Source organism: Chryseobacterium endophyticum, from assembly GCF_056333165.1.
Map to the genome: position 1 here is coordinate 675,247 of NZ_JBWGXE010000001.1, position 18,681 is coordinate 693,927.

Sequence of the window (18,681 nt, forward strand, 5' to 3'; positions counted from 1 at the left end):
AAATCAGCTGCTTAAGATTGGAAATTTAATTTAAAATAGTACATGGGTATCCGATATCAAAAATGATATGAATAGGCATTAAAAAATCTGACTATAATAATTAAGCTTCCGGAGGCGGAGAAAATATGGTTAATAAAGGCGACAGATGAAAGGAATCATCTACCGGCACAAAAGATCGTGCTTCCAGGGACGTTTCGAAAAATTGAAGGTAATCGAATACATCCAGTGGTTTTGGAAGGGTCTTTTCGTAAACAATGAAAGAGGAAGGATGAGAATGCGGTTCTTCTTCGCTGATCACGACATTCGTTCCCTGAAGATCCCAGCCGAAAACCGAGGCAATACCCGGTAAAGCCGTAAAATTAAGGAAAAACAATAATGTAATAATACTCCAAAGTTTCATTTCACACTTTTTTTAGAAAAACTATTTGGTCTTTCTGCTCATCACCCAGTCGGAACCTGTTAGGTTATAGATCTTCTGGATGTCTTTGAGGATCTTCTCAAAATCAATCTCCAGATCAATAATCTTACCGGTTCTGAGGTCAAATACCCACCCGTGAACGACAGGATACTCCTCCAGGATGTATCTTTCCTGCACACAGGCCATTTTGGTAACGTTAATACATTGCTCCTGAACATTCAGCTCTACAAGCCTGTCATAACGTTTATCCTCGTCTTCGATAGAATCGAGCTCGCTTTGATGAAGCCTGTAAACATCGCGGATGTTTCTCAGCCAGGGATTCAGCAATCCGAGATCTTCCGGGGTCATGGCTGCTTTTACGCCGCCGCAGTTGTAATGTCCGCAGATGATAATATGCTTTACTTTCAGATGTTCTACAGCGTATTGAATGACGGCTGTGGAACTCATATCCAAAGTATTGATGATATTGGCAATATTTCTGTGAACGAATACTTCACCGGGCTTGGCTCCCATCAGTTCTTCCGCGGTGGCCCTGCTGTCTGAACATCCGATGTATAAATAATCGGGGTTCTGGGTCTTGGCCAGATCATGAAAGAAATCCGGGTTGTCTGCCAGCTTGGATTCTACCCATTTTCTGTTGTTTTCAAAAATAACTTCGTACGATTGTGACATAATTTAACTATTTATAATTATTTATTTCGTGTAAATTATTTTTAAAATCAATAGACTAAATCAATAACACTGCAAAAATATAATATTTGATGAAAAAGCAAATACTTTTAACAAAGTTTAATATTAAAATATGCTTAAAATCATGCTTGCTATCAATTTTGAATAATTTCAGCGGTGAATATATAATCTTAATCCTGTCAACAATGGATGATTCATTACAACACGTTGTTAAAATTACGAACAATTCGCAAAAAATCAATATTAAATTATCAAACCTTATGATTAATATATCCTTCCGTAGCATTTTCCGATGGATAAATCGTTCCGGGATTTCCCACCACCACCGAATGTGATGGAACATCGAAATTGATATAAGCATTCGGAGCAATCAAAACATTATCGCCTATGGTGATCCCTCCTACAATGACGGCGTTGGTACCGATCCACACTTCATCACCGATGACCGGAAAGCCTGCATTTCTGCCCCGGTTTTGCTGCCCGATGGTGACACCCTGCGCAATATTGCAGTTCTTGCCGATCTTCGCTTTCGGATTGATGACCAATGCGCCCCAATGCCCGATATAAAAACCTTCTCCGATTTTTGTTTCGGGGTAGATCTGGTAGCCGTATTTAATCTGGTAATGTCTTAAAACCAATCTCCAAAATATACGGATCAATGGGGTTTTACTGTATTTCTGTGCTTTCCTTAAAATGTAGATAAAATGCAGGTTCGGATTAATACATTTTGTTATGATCTGTGCGCCGGATAGCCATTTTCCGCTTTCACGGTAAAAATCTTTTTGAATAAGTGAATACGACATCGTATTTGATTTAAAGATGATCAATGATTTCCTGAAGGTGCTGTACGGATTTTTCCAGCACAAACGGAAGCTGAGTACTCTGGATCGCCGATTTGTACTTTTCCGAAAGATATTTTTCTGTTATGAGTTTTTTCATTCCATCGTAAATTCCCTCTTCTGAATTGGGAGTTATAATCCCCAGCTTTCCATCCTGCAGAAGATCTTTTATACCTGAAATATCGGTGGCGCAAACAGGTTTTTCCAATAGGAGCGCTTCCGCAATAATCGTAGGAAAGCCTTCATGACGTGAAGACATGATATAAAAATCCGATTGCCGGAGATATGGATAAGGATTACTCCGGTAGCCCAGCATCTTTACGCTTTGTGCGATGTTTAATTTATCAATCAAACTTTTCATATTTTCAAAATCGTAACCATCCCCGATAATGACGAGATGATGATGAAATCCGTCTTCCCATAGTTTCCTGTGAACATACAGAAGTCTGTCATATCCTTTTTGTGGATAGACGGTCCCCACCGAGATAAAAAGCGGAAGCCCGGAATTATTAAAAGGCATATCCTCAATAAAAGCATTCGCCTTTTGTAAGGTGTCATTCCGGTCTATCGGATTGTAGATTTTAACCACAGATTGTCTCTCTTTTTCACTATCAGCCAGCTTTAGTATTTCTTCTTCCAGCTTATTGGAAATGACCATGATCTTATTAAACCTGAAGAATTGACGGATGATATCCGGCGTATATTCTTTTAAACTAAAAATGTCGTTTTGTATCCAGATGATTTTTTTTGAATGTTTCCGAGGGCTTGAAAGAATCTCTTTATATATTCCGTGAATGGCTCCCAGCTCAACGTCGTATTGCTTTCCTTTTAAAATGATCCTGTAGAGCAGTGAGGGAAATAGCAGGAATATCTTCTGGTAGAGAACCCGCACCACTTTTACAGGAATATCCTGAATTCTGTTGGTGGTGATCATTTCTCCTCTGATGAGATAATACACATTGACCCACGTTGGAACTTCATCAATATACTGCCCGGAATACAGATTGAGTAAAAGATCAATCTCATACTTGTCCGCAGGAATATTTTTTAAAAAGTTGATCAGCGCTTTTTCTGCCCCGCCATGACGCAGAGAGCCAATACGGATCAGGATTTTTTTCTTGTTCATCAATTTGTTTTAAGTATTGTTATTTATTTTTGTCAGCCAGATCTTCAATGATTTTTTCTACAGCCTCAAAAATTTCTTTACTGTCGAATTTACGTTCAATATCGATCAGGTTTTTTTGAATGTTTCCGATCAGATCTTTATTGGTAAGAAACTCCTTAATGCCCTGATAAAGGCCTTCCTGAGAATATTCCGTCAGGAATCCTGTTGTTCCGTGCTCAATCATTTCGGGGATACCGCCTACCGCTGTTGCTACAATCGGTTTCCGGAGGATAAGTGTTTCAGCAATGATCAGCGGCCAGCCTTCACTTTCTGAAGACATGATGTAGAAATCTGCATTTTTTACATAAGGATAAGGGTTCATAAGGGTGCCGAGAAGCTTAAATGAACTTTCTACTCCCAGCTCTTCAATCCTCCTGGAAAGTATTTCGTGGTCTTCCCCGTTACCGATTACGTGGATATGATGCATGTAGCCGTCTGCTAAAAGTCGATGATGAGCTTCAAGAAGTGTTCTGTATCCTTTTCTGATATCAAGTCTGCCCACTGAAACAAATGTGGGAACCTTTTTAAATTGAGGCAGGAAAGCCTGTGCTTTTTCCTTAATTTCTTCAATAGGAATGGCGTTGAGTATCACTTTTCCGGGAGGAAATTGTACGTTGGGATATTTCTCGTCTAAAATATCTTTACACTGCTGCGAGCCATAGATGATATAATCAAACTGCTGCATGCTTTGAAAAATATTTTCACGGTAAGGATCGAACGAGGGAAGGGTAAGATCAGAATGCAGCCAGGCAATTTTTTTTGAGTTTTTATTGCTTGAATGAAGTACGGTTTCGTAAACCGCATAGGTTGTTGCAATTTCAACGTCAAACAGGTCTTTGAGGATGCGGTCAGCTATGGAAGGATCTTTTTTAGCCCTGTTAAGCTTCAGTCTTCTTATGGCCAACTGTATCTTCCGGACCAGGGGATTTTTTGACAGATCTTCTCTGCCTTCTGTGAGATATACTTTTCGTACATGCGGCGGAAATTCGTTCCGCAACTCACCCTGGTTCATATTGAGGCATATCGTAAGCTCAAATTTTTCTCTGCTGAGGTTGTTGAGCATACTCAAAACGACTTTTTCCACACCTCCCATTTCCATGGAGCGATGCCTGAACAGGACTTTTATTTTATCTTTTTTAATCATTCATCAAAAAATTTGCTGGATAAAAATGACCATCTTTCTTTTTAGTTTTGAAAGAAAGCTCCTCTGATAATCAATAAATTGGTAGATTTCATCGGCATTTCTGAATTCGTCCGGGACAGGTTTTCCGTTAATGCTTTTTAAATTTCTCCGTTTCATCGCATTGAAAATCACTTGAGCAAAATATTCCCTTGATTTCGTTTTGTTCTCATTTTGCGAAATCCCGCCGGAATGCATCCGGTAGAGATAGTTGGGTTCATTGATGAAGCAGACCTTTCCTTTTTCATACATTTTAAGATAAAGGTCCTGGTCTTCTGCGATTTTCATAGCGGGGTTCATCTTTTCGGTTCGGTCGTAGATTTCTTTTTTGAAGGTCACAAAATGAGCGATTTCAATAGGATTGTTAAAGAAGTAAGGAGATCCGTTGACCACCTGTTTTCCCTGCCTGAAAACTTTTTGAGGGGCAAGCTTTTCATCACACATCATAAAGAGCGAATAGGTAAGTACTACACCCGGTTTTTTGGCGTAAACTTCTATGCACGAAGATATGGCCGTGGGAAGTATCGCATCATCAGGATCAACAAAACCGCATATTTCCCCTAGTGCCAGTTCTATAAGTTTACTTTTGGTAACACCGACTCCGCTGTTGGTTTCATTTTGATAAATTCTGAACCGCTTATCATTTCCCACCATTTCAGTGATGACTTCCACAGAATCATCGGTCGAAGCATCGTCGAGGATTATGGCTTCCCAATTGAGGTGTTTCTGATCAAGGATAGACTGATAACAGTCTTTAAAATATTTACCGTTGTTGTAATTGGCAATAAGTATCGAAAATTTCATTGTTTGTGTTTTTAGATTGGGAATAAACAAAATCAGATACTCTTGCTGATCAGTTCCTGATGATTCATTATGACGGTATTGGGTGGAATATCTTTATGGATCACACAGCCGGCACCTATGATGCAGTTATTGCCTATGTTTACCCCTTTAAGAACAGTGACATTGCTTCCAAGCCAGCAGTTGTCGCCTATCGTGATTGCTCCGGTGTTGAATTCATTAGAAAAAACCTTAAAGTTATGAGAGGTTTCATAGCGGTGATTATGGTCGTACAGTTTTACATTTTCCCCGAATAAGGTGTTGTTTCCTATGGTAATGCTATCAAGACAATTGATCGAGCAGAAATTATTCATGAAAAAATTTTCACCAATCTCAAGTGATGCTTTTTTGCCCATGAAAATATGAATGAAATTTCTTAAAGATGCAGAATTTTCTATATTCAGGATTGTAATGTCGGGGTCAAGTGAGAAATAATTGTAATTTCCCAATTTGAGGTCGTTAAGAGACACTTTTTTGTGTTTTCTAAGCAGGGAGATCTGGCCTCTTCTCTGGATTTTTTCAAGGATATTGAACATCATCGGTGTAAATTTTTCGTCATATTTGCATTACAAATATAATAGTTTTGTGTAATTAAAAAAAATATATATTTTTGTTTTTAAATTTAACACAATGACTGAAATATCGACAGTTCTCAAAACATTTGTGGCTTATCTCAAAAGGCCAGGTCTCTATCCCGAGCTAGGACGAAAAATCATTAAAAATACCGTAAACCGGAAAAGTGCATTCAAGGGAAAAGAAAAAACAAATTCCTGGGCTGCATCGGTAGCCATTTCCCAGAAAGAAGCGGTATTAAAACTTTTTTCAATGGATATTGAGGATTTCAGAAAGCAATTTGCTGAAATCTTACAGGAAGCATACCGCAAAGAAAAAGAATGTCCCATAAAAATGGGCGGGGCGGGTGCGCTTGAACTCATTTATTATGCCTGCGAATTTACCAGAGCACAGTATGTTCTGGAGACAGGCGTGGCATACGGGTGGTCGTCGCTCGCAGCTTTGCTTTCTCTGGAAAAGAGAGGCGGAACTTTATACAGCTCAGATATGCCGTATCTTGCGCAGGACGGAGATCAGTATGTAGGCTGTGTTGTTCCGGAACAGCTTCAAAATCATTGGAAATTATTCCGTTTTGCGGATAAAGAATCTTTGCCCAAAATTTTCGCCGAAAACCCTTCTCCGGATGTTTTCCATTATGATTCGGATAAGAGCTATAACGGGAGAATGTGGGCTTATGATGAAGTGTATAAGAGATTAAAGCCGGGTGCAGTATTTATCAGTGATGATATTGGTGACAATTCTGCCTATCAGGACTTTTGCGAAAAAAATAAGATCCAGACCACCGTTGTGCAATATGAAGGAAAATACATTGGTGTTTTTGTAAAATAATAACTTTTAAATGTATTTTTGACCCGTGAAAATAGGTCAGATCACTTTTACCCGTTTTGTCGCTGCCATGGCGATCGTTATTTCTCATTTTAATAAAGATTTATTTTTATATAAAATCAGATATGTTTCCGATATTTTTCTCAGAGCAAATGTCGGGGTGAGTTATTTTTTTATTCTTTCCGGTTTTATTATGATCGTGGCCTACCATCATAAGGTAAGTATTAATTATCAAGATTATTACAGGAACAGGCTGGCGCGAATTTATCCTTTGTATGTCTTAGGATTGCTGCTGTATTTTCTGACCAGGTACACTGATTTCAGTATCTATAAATGTCTTTTGTATCTGTTGGGTATTCAGAGCTGGATCCCGGGAAAAGCCCTGGTGCTTAATTTCCCGGGCTGGTCGATCTCTGTAGAATTTTTGTTCTATCTTCTTTTTCCGTGGCTGTACAATTATTTCTATTCAAAAGGCAATAAAAGCATATGGATTATTGCCATCTTAATCTGGGTAGGAACACAGTTTTTCACCAATCTTTATGTGAATTCCCTGGCCTATAAAGGTCCCCATACGATGAGTCATGAATTCAGCCACTATTTTCCGCTGTGGCACATTAATGAGTTTCTGATAGGGAATCTGGCAGGCTTATTTTTCGTGAAAAACAGGAAGGCGAAAAATCATGATATTGCCGTTATTTTAATTTTCGCAGGGATTTTATTATCATTAATTCTCATTCCGCTGAATTTTCATAATGGTCTTATGGCGGTTCTTTTTGTTCCGCTAATTTATCTGATCTCCTGCAATAATGGGGTTCTGACAAAAATATTTTCATTAAAACCATTAGAATTTCTCGGAGAGATCAGTTATGCAATGTATATCGTTCATATTCCGGTGCTGCACATTTTAAGGTCGGTTTTATGGGATCACTTTCAGGTGTACGAGAGCAATACCGTATTTTGGATTTATATCTTGGTATTAATGGTTGTTTCAGCAATTTTTTACCGGTTTATTGAAAAGCCGGCCAGGGATTATTTAAAGAAAATAAAGTTCAGGTAATTTAAAATAAATCATGTCTGAAGTTGATGTTGTACAGGCCGGAACGAATGCCGTGATAATCGGTTACCAGGTATTTTAAAATCATCATCCATTTCTTACAGAATGGCGCCATGGCAATCTCAAAGCTACGGGCCATCCTTTGAATATGAAGTCTGATGTCTTCCGGAATTGTCTCTTCATCTTTTGCCCACTCGTTGATTTCTTTCCATAGCAGAACCCTCGTGGTGGCGGGGTTTATTTTTTTAGTATCAACCTGTGTGATCCTGTTATTTTCGTGTACGCCTCTCATGGCAACAGCATGGTCCAAAATGCCGGGATAAAGATGCGCATAAAATGACAATCTGAAAAGAAATTCGGAATCCTGGTGTAATCTCAATGTTTTTTTAAAAAGATGATTTAATTTATCTAAAGCATTTTTACGAATCGTTAAAGTGTCCAGATGAATCAGCCCGAAACTACCCCTCATGCCGAGCTGTCCTGGGAAAACCTCATCAGGATGATGTTTTTTGTACACAGTAGTCAAACGATTGCCAAAAACTTTGTAATAGTCTTTTCTGGCCTTTTCTGAATAATAATGGACTCCCAAGGCACCATATACTCCTTCAACAAAGGAATTTTTCAAAAGTTCTTTTTCTGCATCAAACCTGTTAGGCAGATAATAATCGTCGGCATCTAGGAAAGCAATGAAGTCACCGGTTGCTTTTTCAATTCCCAGATTTCTTGAAGGACCGGCTCCGTGATTTTCTTTGTCGGGATGCTGATAGAGTTTTACTCTTTCATTCTCCTTCGATAATTTTTCGCAAACTTGCAGGGCATGATCCGGCGATTTATCTTCAATCAGAATGACTTCGGAAACTTCAGGAAACTGAAGCGCAGATTTCACGGCCTGCGTGACATATTTTTCTGCGTTGTAGACAGGAATGATAACAGAAATTTTCATGATAATTATTTATAGTAATGGTATCGGTATCTTGTTTTTAATATTTTATAATTCTTTACAGCTTCCCAAATGATATTCACATATTTTGTGAAACCCTTTTTTTGAGAAAGGTCAAAAGATTTAAAACTTAAATAAATTCTTTTGCTATATGCTGAAGGTAAATTGTTGGTAACCGCCCAATTGTAGAGGGATTGCCACAACATCAGCTGTCTCGCATTATATTGAGAAGAATACGGAATGATCTTGGTAATTCTGTTGTGGTCGTGGACACCTCTTACTGCAATAGCTTTATCAATGATGCCCGACTTTAAATGGCAGAAATAAGAAAGCTTTATATTAAAATCAGAGTCCTGATGTACACGCAGATTTTCGTTAAATCGCAATCTGTGTTTTTCCACTGCCGATCTTCTTACGGTAAGTGCATTCAGATGAAAAAACGTACCGAAGATTCTTGGAGTAAGTCCCAGCAAGCCTCTGAAGACCTCTTCTCCTTCAGCTGCATAATTTACGGTGGTAAGTGATACGTTCTTAAATTTTTCCTGGAATTCCTGACGGCCTTTTTCCGTGAGATATTCAACGCCAATGGCCCCAAAGACTCCGTCAATCTTTGTCTCTTTTAAAATTTCTTTTTCAGCATCAAATCTGTTGGGCAGATAATAATCGTCAGCATCCAGAAACGCAATAAAATCACAGGTTGCCTTTTCAATTCCCAGGTTTCTTGAGGCTCCCGCACCATGATTTCCTTTGTCAGCATGTTGAAATAATTTGATTCCGGAATTTTCTGAAGCTAGTTTCTGACAAATTTCCAGCGAATTATCGGTTGACTGATCCTCAATCAATAAAATTTCCTTTACTTCATTAAATTGCAGAGCAGATTGTACCGATTTTTCTAAAAACAGCGCTGCATTGTAAACCGGAATAATGACAGAAATAGTAAGCATTATAGATATTTTTTGTTGTTGTGTGCCCAAAGTGCTAGCTGTAGCAAATTCCAATGCTTATGATCTTCGTTAAGGAATTTCTGCGTTGCTTTAAAATCAATAAAGTTGAAAATTTTCTGACCAGGATCATGTAAAAGGTTATTTGAAAGATTAACGAGGTTTTCTTCTTCAAACCAGTTTTTTACGCTCATTCCAAAACCTTGTTTTTTCCTTCTTCGGACAGCTTCTGTCCAGTAAGAACCCATTGCTTCTCTGAGAATAATTTTATCGTTATCGTTATTGATCTTTAGCTGTTCAGGAAGTTGAATGCAGAACTCGGCAAAATCAACATCAAGAAAGGGAGTTCTTACTTCCAGAGAATTGGCCATGGCCATCCTGTCGGACTTTACCATCATATTTCCCGGAACATATCCTTCAAGATCTGCTCTCATTATATCATTGAGAGAATCCGGATCCGGGCAGAAACTAAAAGGCTGGCGGTAGTTTTCCGTAACCCCCAAAGCCGTTCTTTCTTCTTGATTAAAAGCATTTCTTACAAAATTCTGATGAAAATCAAGCAGATTGTGATATTCCAGATTTTTTTGTGTCACAAAAGAAACAGGTCTCAGTTTCTGATAAAGCTGTAAACCAAATTTTGCGATGATATTTTTATAACTGAAATGGTTCCGCAAAAGATTCTCCACCCTGTAAAAATCGTATCCTCCAAAAAGTTCATCTCCTGCATCACCGGACAGAACAACCGTTAGGGTTTCCCTTGCGCTTCTGCAAATCTCAAAATGCGGAATGAAAGATATATCCGAAAAAGGTTCATCAAAAAAGGGAGATATTTTCAGCAATGAAGCAGCCAGATCTTTTTTCTTTTCGTGTACTTCAATATGACCGGTCTGATATTTTAAGGCAATTTCTTTTGCATATTTCAGCTCGCTTTCTTCGTGATCATAGCCGAAACTTATAGTTGTCTGATGAGGAATGAAACGGTCAATCATTGCGACAATAGATGAAGAATCCAGTCCGCCACTGAGGAAACTTCCTACTTTCACATCTGCTACAAGTTGCTTTTGAACTGCTTTTTTTAAAAGATAGGTAAATTCTTCTTTCGCTTCAGAAAGATTCAAAATACGGTCGTTTGGCGGAAGACTGTAATATCTTGAAACGGAAATTTCTCCGTTTTTCCAGATCAGCTGATGGGCGGGTGGTAAGGTTTTTATGTTTTCATAAATGCTGTGATGAGAATTCACATAGCCATGCTTGAGATAATGTGAAAGAGCCTCCTGATTCACCTTCGGGCATACAAGGCCGGATGCCAGAATCGCCTTGATTTCCGACGCGAAAATAAATTCATTATTCTTTCCTACAGCATAATAAAAAGGCTTTTCGCCAAATCGGTCCCTGGCGCAGAAAAGCTGCTGTTTTTCATTGTCCCAGACGGCGAAAGCAAACATCCCGGGAAGGTCCTGAATGAGTTTTTCCTGCTTCTTCTGGTACATGGCCAGAATGACTTCCGTGTCTGAAGTTCCTTGATAGGCATATTCAGCGTAATTCGATTTAATTTGTTGATAGCCGTAGATTTCGCCGTTCAGAACAATGCATTCTTTTTTGGTCTGTGAAAACATCGGCTGTTTACCTGTTTCCGACAAATCAATAATGGATAGCCTGCGATGCCCCAAAGCAGCATTTTCGTAAAATTCACAATGTGAAGAATCGGGACCTCTGTGGGCAATGGCCCCGGTCATTTTTTGCAGCTCTTCTTTATAGTTACGAGCATTATTGGCGATGATTCCTGCTATTCCGCACATATAATATATTTATTGATCGTTATATTGAGCTCCTCTATAGGTAGCTTTTAAAAATTTTTTTCAGGTAATCGGACGGGGCTATATTTTTGAAATAATCTCTGACGATCTGGCGGAATTCCATATCATATCTGGCTCCTTCATCTATCGTTTCATAATCTGCTTTTTTGCCGAGATATTCTTCCATACTCAATACGATTTCGAGTGGTGTAAACTGATAAGGGTAAGCAAAATCAATACACTGATTATTAATTTTATTTAAATAGGAATGTGTAAATTCTGCAATATCATCAGCGTCTACCAATATTCTTCCCGCATGTTTATGCAGCGTAATTTTAGTATTCTTTTCAATGGCATTTTTCAGGAAGTTGATCAAAGTATTAGGATTTCCGCCATTCCCGACGGCATTCCCTATTCTTAAAATGGCAAAATCAGTTGAGATCTCAGAAATAAGTTTTTCAATCTCGATTTTATGCTGCACATAAGGACTTTCAGATTTAGAACTATCATAAATGCTGCAGGTTGAAAAGTAAACCATTTTTTTATCTTTGTGCTGATCTGAAACGGACTTTAAAAGTGCAATTTCCCTTCGGAATTCACTGCGGTCTGTTTCCAGTGAATTTGAAACTCCGGAAGCAAAAAACAGAATTTCCGCTCTGTCGTATTTTCGTAATGCATGGGCCAGCATGCCGTTTCCAATAATCATAATCTGTGTTTTTTAAGTTTATATTTTCAAGATATCAAGGGTTGTTTTTGAGGGCATAATAACGATATCTGGTCTTTAAAAGTAGAGGATTGAATATTGTATATCTGATATAATTTAAATATTTCATCATGCCTTTCATTGAGGCGATTTTCGAGGACAAGTATTTGTACCTGAAAATTTCAAGAGCTTTTGAAGGCATTTTTTTTTGTTTTTTTGCCCATTTGTAGAGTGACTCAAAAATGAGCGACTGATGATAAAAGTAATCTGAGGAATAATTCCTTATTTTGGTAATTGTGTTATTTTCATGTCCAGTGCGTACGGCAACCGGACTGTTGATAAAACCTGATTTCAAATAGGCCAGGTAAGAAAGCTTAACTATAAAATCTTTGTCCTCACTGATTTTCAGCTTTTCATTAAGTCTCAACCCTGTTCTTTTTAAAGCTGTTTTCCTTATGGTGAGGGCAATCATGGAAAAAAATGTACCATGATCCTTATTGATTTCGGATAATCCTCTGAAAACATCAGCTCCTTCAGCTTCCTGGTAAACTGTGGTAAGGCCATCGGTAACAAATTTTTCCAGGTATACTTGCTTCCCTTTTTCTGTTAAAAATTCTGTAGAAATAGCACCATAAACCCCCTCGACTTTAGGGTCTTTGAAATATTCTCTTTCGGCATCGAACCTGTTGGGAAGATAATAATCATCTGCGTCGAGAAAAGCAATGAATTCGGAAGTTGCCAGATCGATCCCCAGATTCCTCGTAGCGGATACGCCGTGGTTTTTTTGATCTGCATGCTGAACAACGTTTACTGCAGCATGCTGTTTCGCGATTTCTAAACAGACGTGCAGAGAATTATCTTCTGAACCGTCATCAATCAGCAGTATTTCTCTTACTTCCGGGAACTGGATCGCGGAACTTACGGCCTTTCTAATAAAATCTTCGGCGTTATAAACCGGTATGATTACAGTAATGGTCATTTATATTGTGTTTTCTTCTTTCAATACTTCCAGATATTTTCTGCCGTATCTTCGATCTGGTTCCAGATAATTCCCTTCCGCCCATTCATTCCAGGACTTGATGAAAATAATGTTTTCACCCTCCGGTTTGTCTTCTACAAGTTTTATGGCTTCCTGTATATGCTTTCTGAATAATTCTGGATTAGAATCATGGAGAATCAATGTTTTCCCTTTGCTTCGGGGCGAATGGTCCCAGTTTGGAAAGACGGTAGGGATGATATTGTTCTCTTTAGCTTCATTCCCCAGCAGAACGGTTATGGCATCCTTGTATTCGTATACCGGCAGGTCAGTCGGAATATTTTTCAGTTTATATTTAAATTTTTCGAGTATACTAAGCTTTGGTATTGGCAGTTGCCGCTGGACTTCATTCATCCGGACCAAATTTACCGCATCTACTCCGAGTTCTAAAAGTTCGTGGCACCTTCTGAAATCAAACAGGTGGCCTATAAAATAAATCCCTTCCAGGGCATTTTTGGCGGCTAAAGAATTCCAAAGATCCATAAAAAAGCTCAGATCAGGTATGTCGAATGGTTTGTAAATAATAAACACAGGCTTATTATGTACACGAATGTATCGTTTATCCTGAAATGCCGGTAAGAGTTCATAAAAATGATTGATATAATCTTCCGTTCCGGGATATTTTTGTTCCGCAAGAATCTGATTCTCCAGTCCGTGCCAGATGCCTTTCCATGTTTCATTGGCCCAGGCAAGGCAGAATGGGAAATCAGGACTTCCACTTCCCAGGACTTCCGTAAAAATCCGATCCAGAATTTTTTTGCCGCCGCCAAACCAGTAATGCCAGTAGCAGAACCCTTCAATACCATGTTCTTTTGCAAGTTGCGCCTGTTGTATTCTTACTTCAGGAACCCTCAGATCATAAAATCCTAATTCTGTAGGTAGGTTCGGCTGGTGGTGGCCGGGAAACAGCGGTTGGGCTTTTGTCACATTTGTCCATTCCGTGAAACCTTTTTCCCACCATTCATCGTTTTCGGGAATAGGATAATATTGAGGAAGGTAATAGGCGATGGCGCGGGCTTTTGTTTTCATTTTATGTTTTTAAAATATTCTTACTAGCTTTTATAATAAATTTTCTGAAGAAAAAGGAATGTGTTATAGGCGAAGCTCCCTGCATTCTTTAGAATCAGCTTTTCTTTAAGTGTTTTATTGTCAAGTTCTTTAAGGTAATTTTTATGATTTTCTGTCAGTTTGTTATCTTGATATGCCTGATGGATAAGCTGTAAAATTTTCTTCTTCATGACAGGCTGTTCTTTGTGTTTTAGATAAATGTCAAAAAAAGAAGCATTCAAAAAATCTTTCTTTTTATGGGAGTTTGTCGCATGCATTCTATAGCTGCAGGATCTATAATCATCATAGATGAAATTATATTTCTCACTTAACCTCAGCCACATGTCGTAATCTTCAAAGGTTAATGTTTCGTCCCAGCCTCCGATGTCTTTTATCAAGGCAGATTTTGTGACACATGACATGGCGGGAATAAAATTATCTTTAAGCAATATTTCGTAAAAATTTCCGGACTCAATACTTAAATACTTATAAAAATAAGGGATAAACGTATTTTGATAACGTACCGAACGATCATCTATTAAGTAGGCATTTGAAAATACTAAAGCTTCATCTGGAGAAGAGTTTTCAAGTATTTTAACATGTCGTTCCACTTTATCAGATTCCATCAGATCGTCCAGTGCTATGGTAATGATATATTTACCTTTCGAGAATGTCAGCAGTTCGTTTAAAGATTTACAGATACCTTGATTTTCTGAATGTCTTATTAATGTGATATTTAAGTGTGAATTGTTTTCAATCCAATCATTGATTATTTCTACAGACTTATCTTCAGAAAAATCATCACAGATTAAAATCTCAATATTTCTGTAGCTCTGAAATTTTATACTATCCAGAGATTCTGAGATAAATCGTTCCTGATTATAACTAAGGCATAAAATCGAAACTAGAGGCAATTGATTCATAAGATTTTAATTTATCTTTTATCGGAATTAAAGCTTAAAATTGATTCACAATCTCTATTAATCTGTCAATTTCTTCATCGGTCATTAAAGGGGAAACCGGCAGACTCAATACTTCTCCGTGAATCTTCTCACTGATGGGAAGAGATATGTTGTTCAAGTATTTATAAGCCTGCTGTTTATGAGGAGGGATAGGATAATGTATCAAAGTTTGAATTCCATTTTCGGTCAGATATTTTTGAAAATGATCACGGTTTTTTGTTCTGATTACAAATAGGTGCCAGACATGCTCTTTTTCATCAGCTGGATTTTCCGGAAGAATTATTTTTGGATTTGATATTTTTGAAATATATTTTTCTGCAATTTTTCTCCTTTTTCTATTTTCTTGATCAATATATTTTAATTTAACTCCCAAAACAGCTGCCTGAATCTCATCTAATCTGGAGTTAAGTCCCTGATAGATGTTGACATATTTCTGATCTGATCCATAATTGGCCAATGCCCTAATTGTTTTTGCCACATTATCATCGTTGGTGGTAACCGCCCCCGCATCTCCTAAAGCCCCAAGGTTCTTACCAGGGTAAAAGCTAAAGCCTGCAGCGTCTCCCAGATTACCTGACTTTTTACCATTCCACTCGGCGCCGATTGCCTGAGCATTATCTTCAATGATTTTTAGATTTTTATCTCTGGCAAGTTGCAACAAATCATTTGAGAAGACTACTCTTCCATACAGATGTACAATCAAAATTCCTTTTGTTTTTGATGTCATCTTTTCTTCAATTTTAGTTAAGTCAATATTATAACTTACGAGGTTAGGTTCTACCAATATCGGAACCAAACCATTGTCTGAAATAGCCAGAATGGAAGCGATGTAGGTGTTGGAAGGAACAATGATCTCATCGCCGGCATTCATTACTCCCATCTCCAGGTAAGCCCTCAATATAAGGCGCAATGCATCCAGGCCGTTGGCAACTCCTATAGCATGCTTCGAGCCGATGTATTTAGAAAGTTTACTTTCAAAAGCCGAAACTTCCTGTCCCATAAGATACCAACCGGAACGGAAAACCTGCAAGAGTTTTGCTTCAATTTCACTTTGATACTCTAAATTTATTTTCTGTAAATCGAGGAATTTAATCATTGGTCTGTGTTTTTTATCAAAATACTTATTCATTAGAAACTTTCCTGTGAAATTGAGCGGGATTTCCAAACCAGATCTCATTATCCGGAATGTTTTTCGTTACGACACTTCCTGCGCCTACCAAAGCATTTTCCCCAACGGTAATTCCTGCAATTATAGTTGCATTGGCACCAATCGATGCCCCTTTCTTAATCAGTGTTTTGCTAAATTTGATAGGATATTGTTTTGAACGTGGAAGAAGATCATTGGTAAAGGTCACATTCGGACCAATAAAAACATTATCTTCGATGGTTACGCCATCCCAAACCTGTACTCCGGATTTGATGGTAACGTTATCTCCTATCGTGACATCATTTTCGATGAAAACATGGCAGTTAATATTACAATTGCAGCCAATTTGCGCATTATCTAATATTACACAATATTGCCAGATTACAGAACCTGTGCCGATGTTTTGCGATCTAACATCAGATAAATGATGGATATTACTTGTCATTTTGAATTTTTAAAAATATTGTAATCTCTTATATAATCGTCTTCATTATAAAAATGAGAAGCCAGCACCAGACAAATTGCTCCAGATGAGAAATTCACCTCTGAAGCCCAGATTCCGGGAGGGATGTGTAATCCCATATTGGGGCGGTTCAGGAAAACCTGTCTTTTGAATGTGCCGTCATCTAGGGAAATCTCAAAGCTCCCACTTGCTGCAATGAGGAATTGGTGACATTCTCTATGAGAGTGGGCACCTCTGTTTTCTCCTCCTGTAATATCATACAGATAAAAAATTCGTTTTACGCTAAAAGGAAATAAGGAATCATTTTCAACAACTGTAAGATTGCCTTCATTAAAACTGATTTTACCTAAATCAATAATATTGCAATTGAATACGGAAATATTATTTTTCATTGGTTATCTTTTTAAATTCTTCAAAATCTCTTATATAATCTTGTTCATTATAATGTTTATCAGAAACAATCAACGCTAATGAATTTGTAGAAAAATTTTCCAGTCTTCTCCAAAACATTTTTGGGACATATAATCCGTAGTAAGACCTGTTTAAAGAAAATCTCTGTTCTTCTTTTCCGTCGTGAATGACCACATCAAAACTTCCTGAAAGTGCTATGATAAATTCCTGCTGCTCTCTGAAAGCATGGCTTCCTCTTACTTCTCCACCAGGCACGTCGTATATCCAGTAAGTTCTTTTGATCTCAAAAGGTAACTGATTGGGATGTTCAAAAAAAGATAAGTTCCCTCTTTTATCATATATTTTAGGAAGTTGTATTTTTTCAGGAATCATGGTGTTTTTAATTTATATTCAAAATTTGGTCTTATTATGCCTGGATAAATATGCATCATTGTTCCAACTTTTATATTTTCTATTTCAAATCCGATAAAGTTGTCAACTCCAAAAAGAAGAATTTTCTGATCCTTTCCGAAGTACAGTTTGAAATAATAATTACCGGCATTTAAAAGTCCGGCCGGGATTTTAAATTCAACAGTATATTCTCCTATTTTTGAATCATTGTTTGCAGACACCAACTTTCCTACGTGAAAGATGACCAGTTCTTCATAGTTTTTTAGTTCAAACGTTGCGTCGAGATTGATATTTCGGCAGTAATTGTGAAACACAAGTTTAATATGGACTCCTGATTCGATATGCAGCAGCTCTCCACATGAAGGAGATACGGAAAACTCTTTTATTCTTATATTCTCATTGCCAATGGCTTCATCCAAATTACCATTGTAGCGGTAAGAACTTTCTTTAGTGCTGTTTTTTTGATATTCTACAATGCTTTTTAGAATGTCACCCTGATAATCGATCTGCCCGTGATTGAGTAGAATTCCTTTGTTGCAAAGCTCTTTTATGGCGGTCATGTTATGGCTCACAAATAAGATCGTTCTCCCGTCTCCTTTTGTCACATCATTCATTTTCCCCAGACATTTTTTCTGGAAATCTGCATCACCTACGGCCAGAACTTCATCAACGATCAGGATTTCCGATTCCAGGTGGGCAGCCACGGCAAAAGCTAGACGTACATACATTCCTGAAGAATATCTTTTCACAGGGGTGTCAATATATCTTTCAACCCCTGAAAAATCGACAATTTCATCAAATTTTCGGGAAATTTCTTTTCTGGTCATCCCTAATATGGCACCGTTCAGGAAGACGTTTTCTCTTCCTGTCATCTCCGGATGGAAGCCTGTTCCCACTTCAAGCAAAGAAGCGATTCTTCCCCGGGAATAAATTTTTCCTGTGGTCGGTTTGGTGACTTTACTCAACAACTTTAGAAGGGTCGATTTGCCGGCGCCATTTCTCCCGATAATTCCCACCGCATCTCCCTGTTCGATTTCGAAATTGATATTTCGTAAAGACCAGACGTATTCCGACGCTCCTTTTATAGTACGGTCATTTACTTCCCCGATCTTCAGATACGGATCTTCCTTACCTCTTAGTTTATGCCACATTCTGTTGAGGTCATGGGATAGTGTTCCGGTGCCTACCTGTCCGATTCTGTACTGTTTCGATATGTTTTCTGCTTTTAAAGCGAGCATATTATTTACAATTTGAAAATTAA

General features: G+C 38.0%; 21 protein-coding genes. 2 read left to right on the forward strand and 19 right to left on the reverse strand.

The annotated features are described in order from the left end of the window. Positions 1–100 precede the first annotated feature (100 nt). From AC0N32_RS03225 to AC0N32_RS03255, 7 genes are all read right to left on the reverse strand, one after another. The gene (locus tag AC0N32_RS03225; protein ID WP_476392431.1) at positions 101–400 is read right to left on the reverse strand and encodes a hypothetical protein; all 300 of its coding nucleotides are present in this window, start codon (positions 398–400) and stop codon (positions 101–103) included. Between the two features lie 21 nt (positions 401–421). Then, a complete protein-coding gene (locus AC0N32_RS03230) occupies positions 422–1,090 on the reverse strand; it encodes a carbonic anhydrase (RefSeq protein ID WP_476392432.1) in 669 nt (222 codons plus the stop codon). Between the two features lie 269 nt (positions 1,091–1,359). Continuing rightward, entirely contained in the window at positions 1,360–1,911 is a 552-nt protein-coding gene (locus AC0N32_RS03235) for a serine acetyltransferase (protein WP_476392433.1), read from the reverse strand. Between the two features lie 10 nt (positions 1,912–1,921). After that, positions 1,922–3,073 (reverse strand): glycosyltransferase, encoded by a 1,152-nt coding sequence (locus AC0N32_RS03240; RefSeq protein ID WP_476392434.1) that lies wholly within the window; start codon positions 3,071–3,073, stop codon positions 1,922–1,924. Between the two features lie 19 nt (positions 3,074–3,092). Beyond that, complete coding sequence (locus AC0N32_RS03245) at positions 3,093–4,256, reverse strand: glycosyltransferase (RefSeq protein WP_476392435.1); 1,164 nt, start codon at positions 4,254–4,256, stop codon at positions 3,093–3,095. Positions 4,257–4,259: 3 nt separating this feature from the next. After that, positions 4,260–5,096, reverse strand: a complete 837-nt coding sequence (locus tag AC0N32_RS03250) for a glycosyltransferase family 2 protein (RefSeq protein WP_476392436.1) — start codon at positions 5,094–5,096, stop codon at positions 4,260–4,262. Between the two features lie 32 nt (positions 5,097–5,128). Further along, positions 5,129–5,671, reverse strand: coding sequence for an acyltransferase (locus tag AC0N32_RS03255; protein ID WP_476392437.1), 543 nt, complete (start codon positions 5,669–5,671; stop codon positions 5,129–5,131). Positions 5,672–5,762: 91 nt separating this feature from the next. Here AC0N32_RS03255 and AC0N32_RS03260 point away from each other — a divergent pair, with 91 nt between their 5' ends. Continuing rightward, entirely contained in the window at positions 5,763–6,533 is a 771-nt protein-coding gene (locus AC0N32_RS03260) for a class I SAM-dependent methyltransferase (protein ID WP_476392438.1), read from the forward strand. Between the two features lie 25 nt (positions 6,534–6,558). Next, positions 6,559–7,587 (forward strand): acyltransferase family protein, encoded by a 1,029-nt coding sequence (locus tag AC0N32_RS03265; RefSeq protein ID WP_476392439.1) that lies wholly within the window; start codon positions 6,559–6,561, stop codon positions 7,585–7,587. A 1-nt stretch (position 7,588) separates the two neighbouring features. Here the strand turns inward: AC0N32_RS03265 and AC0N32_RS03270 are convergent, their stop codons facing one another. From AC0N32_RS03270 to AC0N32_RS03325, 12 genes are read right to left on the reverse strand one after another with little or no spacing between them, the layout of a single operon-like run. Continuing rightward, complete coding sequence (locus AC0N32_RS03270) at positions 7,589–8,527, reverse strand: glycosyltransferase family 2 protein (RefSeq protein WP_476392440.1); 939 nt, start codon at positions 8,525–8,527, stop codon at positions 7,589–7,591. A 5-nt stretch (positions 8,528–8,532) separates the two neighbouring features. Next, a complete protein-coding gene (locus AC0N32_RS03275; protein ID WP_476392441.1) occupies positions 8,533–9,468 on the reverse strand; it encodes a glycosyltransferase family 2 protein in 936 nt (311 codons plus the stop codon). Beyond that, the gene (gene asnB, locus AC0N32_RS03280; RefSeq protein ID WP_476392442.1) at positions 9,468–11,264 is read right to left on the reverse strand and encodes an asparagine synthase (glutamine-hydrolyzing); all 1,797 of its coding nucleotides are present in this window, start codon (positions 11,262–11,264) and stop codon (positions 9,468–9,470) included. Before asnB ends, AC0N32_RS03275 begins: the two co-directional genes overlap by 1 nt. A 34-nt stretch (positions 11,265–11,298) precedes the next feature. Next, on the reverse strand, positions 11,299–11,967 hold the full coding sequence (locus AC0N32_RS03285; protein ID WP_476392443.1) for an NAD-dependent epimerase/dehydratase family protein: 669 nt from the start codon (positions 11,965–11,967) through the stop codon (positions 11,299–11,301). A 34-nt stretch (positions 11,968–12,001) separates the two neighbouring features. Beyond that, positions 12,002–12,943, reverse strand: a complete 942-nt coding sequence (locus AC0N32_RS03290; RefSeq protein WP_476392444.1) for a glycosyltransferase family 2 protein — start codon at positions 12,941–12,943, stop codon at positions 12,002–12,004. Beyond that, complete coding sequence (locus tag AC0N32_RS03295; protein ID WP_476392445.1) at positions 12,944–14,029, reverse strand: glycosyltransferase WbsX family protein; 1,086 nt, start codon at positions 14,027–14,029, stop codon at positions 12,944–12,946. It lies immediately after the preceding gene. A gap of 23 nt (positions 14,030–14,052) precedes the next feature. Then, on the reverse strand, positions 14,053–14,970 hold the full coding sequence (locus tag AC0N32_RS03300; RefSeq protein ID WP_476392446.1) for a glycosyltransferase: 918 nt from the start codon (positions 14,968–14,970) through the stop codon (positions 14,053–14,055). A 34-nt stretch (positions 14,971–15,004) separates the two neighbouring features. After that, positions 15,005–16,105, reverse strand: a complete 1,101-nt coding sequence (locus tag AC0N32_RS03305; protein ID WP_476392447.1) for a DegT/DnrJ/EryC1/StrS family aminotransferase — start codon at positions 16,103–16,105, stop codon at positions 15,005–15,007. 25 nt (positions 16,106–16,130) lie between these two features. Then, positions 16,131–16,601 (reverse strand): acyltransferase, encoded by a 471-nt coding sequence (locus AC0N32_RS03310; protein WP_476392448.1) that lies wholly within the window; start codon positions 16,599–16,601, stop codon positions 16,131–16,133. Then, on the reverse strand, positions 16,598–17,011 hold the full coding sequence (locus AC0N32_RS03315) for a sugar 3,4-ketoisomerase (RefSeq protein WP_476392449.1): 414 nt from the start codon (positions 17,009–17,011) through the stop codon (positions 16,598–16,600). Before AC0N32_RS03315 ends, AC0N32_RS03310 begins: the two co-directional genes overlap by 4 nt. Beyond that, positions 17,001–17,402, reverse strand: coding sequence for a sugar 3,4-ketoisomerase (locus AC0N32_RS03320; RefSeq protein ID WP_476392450.1), 402 nt, complete (start codon positions 17,400–17,402; stop codon positions 17,001–17,003). The genes AC0N32_RS03315 and AC0N32_RS03320 overlap by 11 nt, the downstream gene beginning before the upstream one ends. Further along, positions 17,399–18,658 carry an ABC transporter ATP-binding protein gene (locus AC0N32_RS03325; protein WP_476392451.1) on the reverse strand — a complete coding sequence of 420 codons (1,260 nt, stop codon included), beginning with the start codon at positions 18,656–18,658 and terminating at the stop codon, positions 17,399–17,401. The genes AC0N32_RS03320 and AC0N32_RS03325 overlap by 4 nt, the downstream gene beginning before the upstream one ends. Positions 18,659–18,681 lie beyond the last annotated feature (23 nt).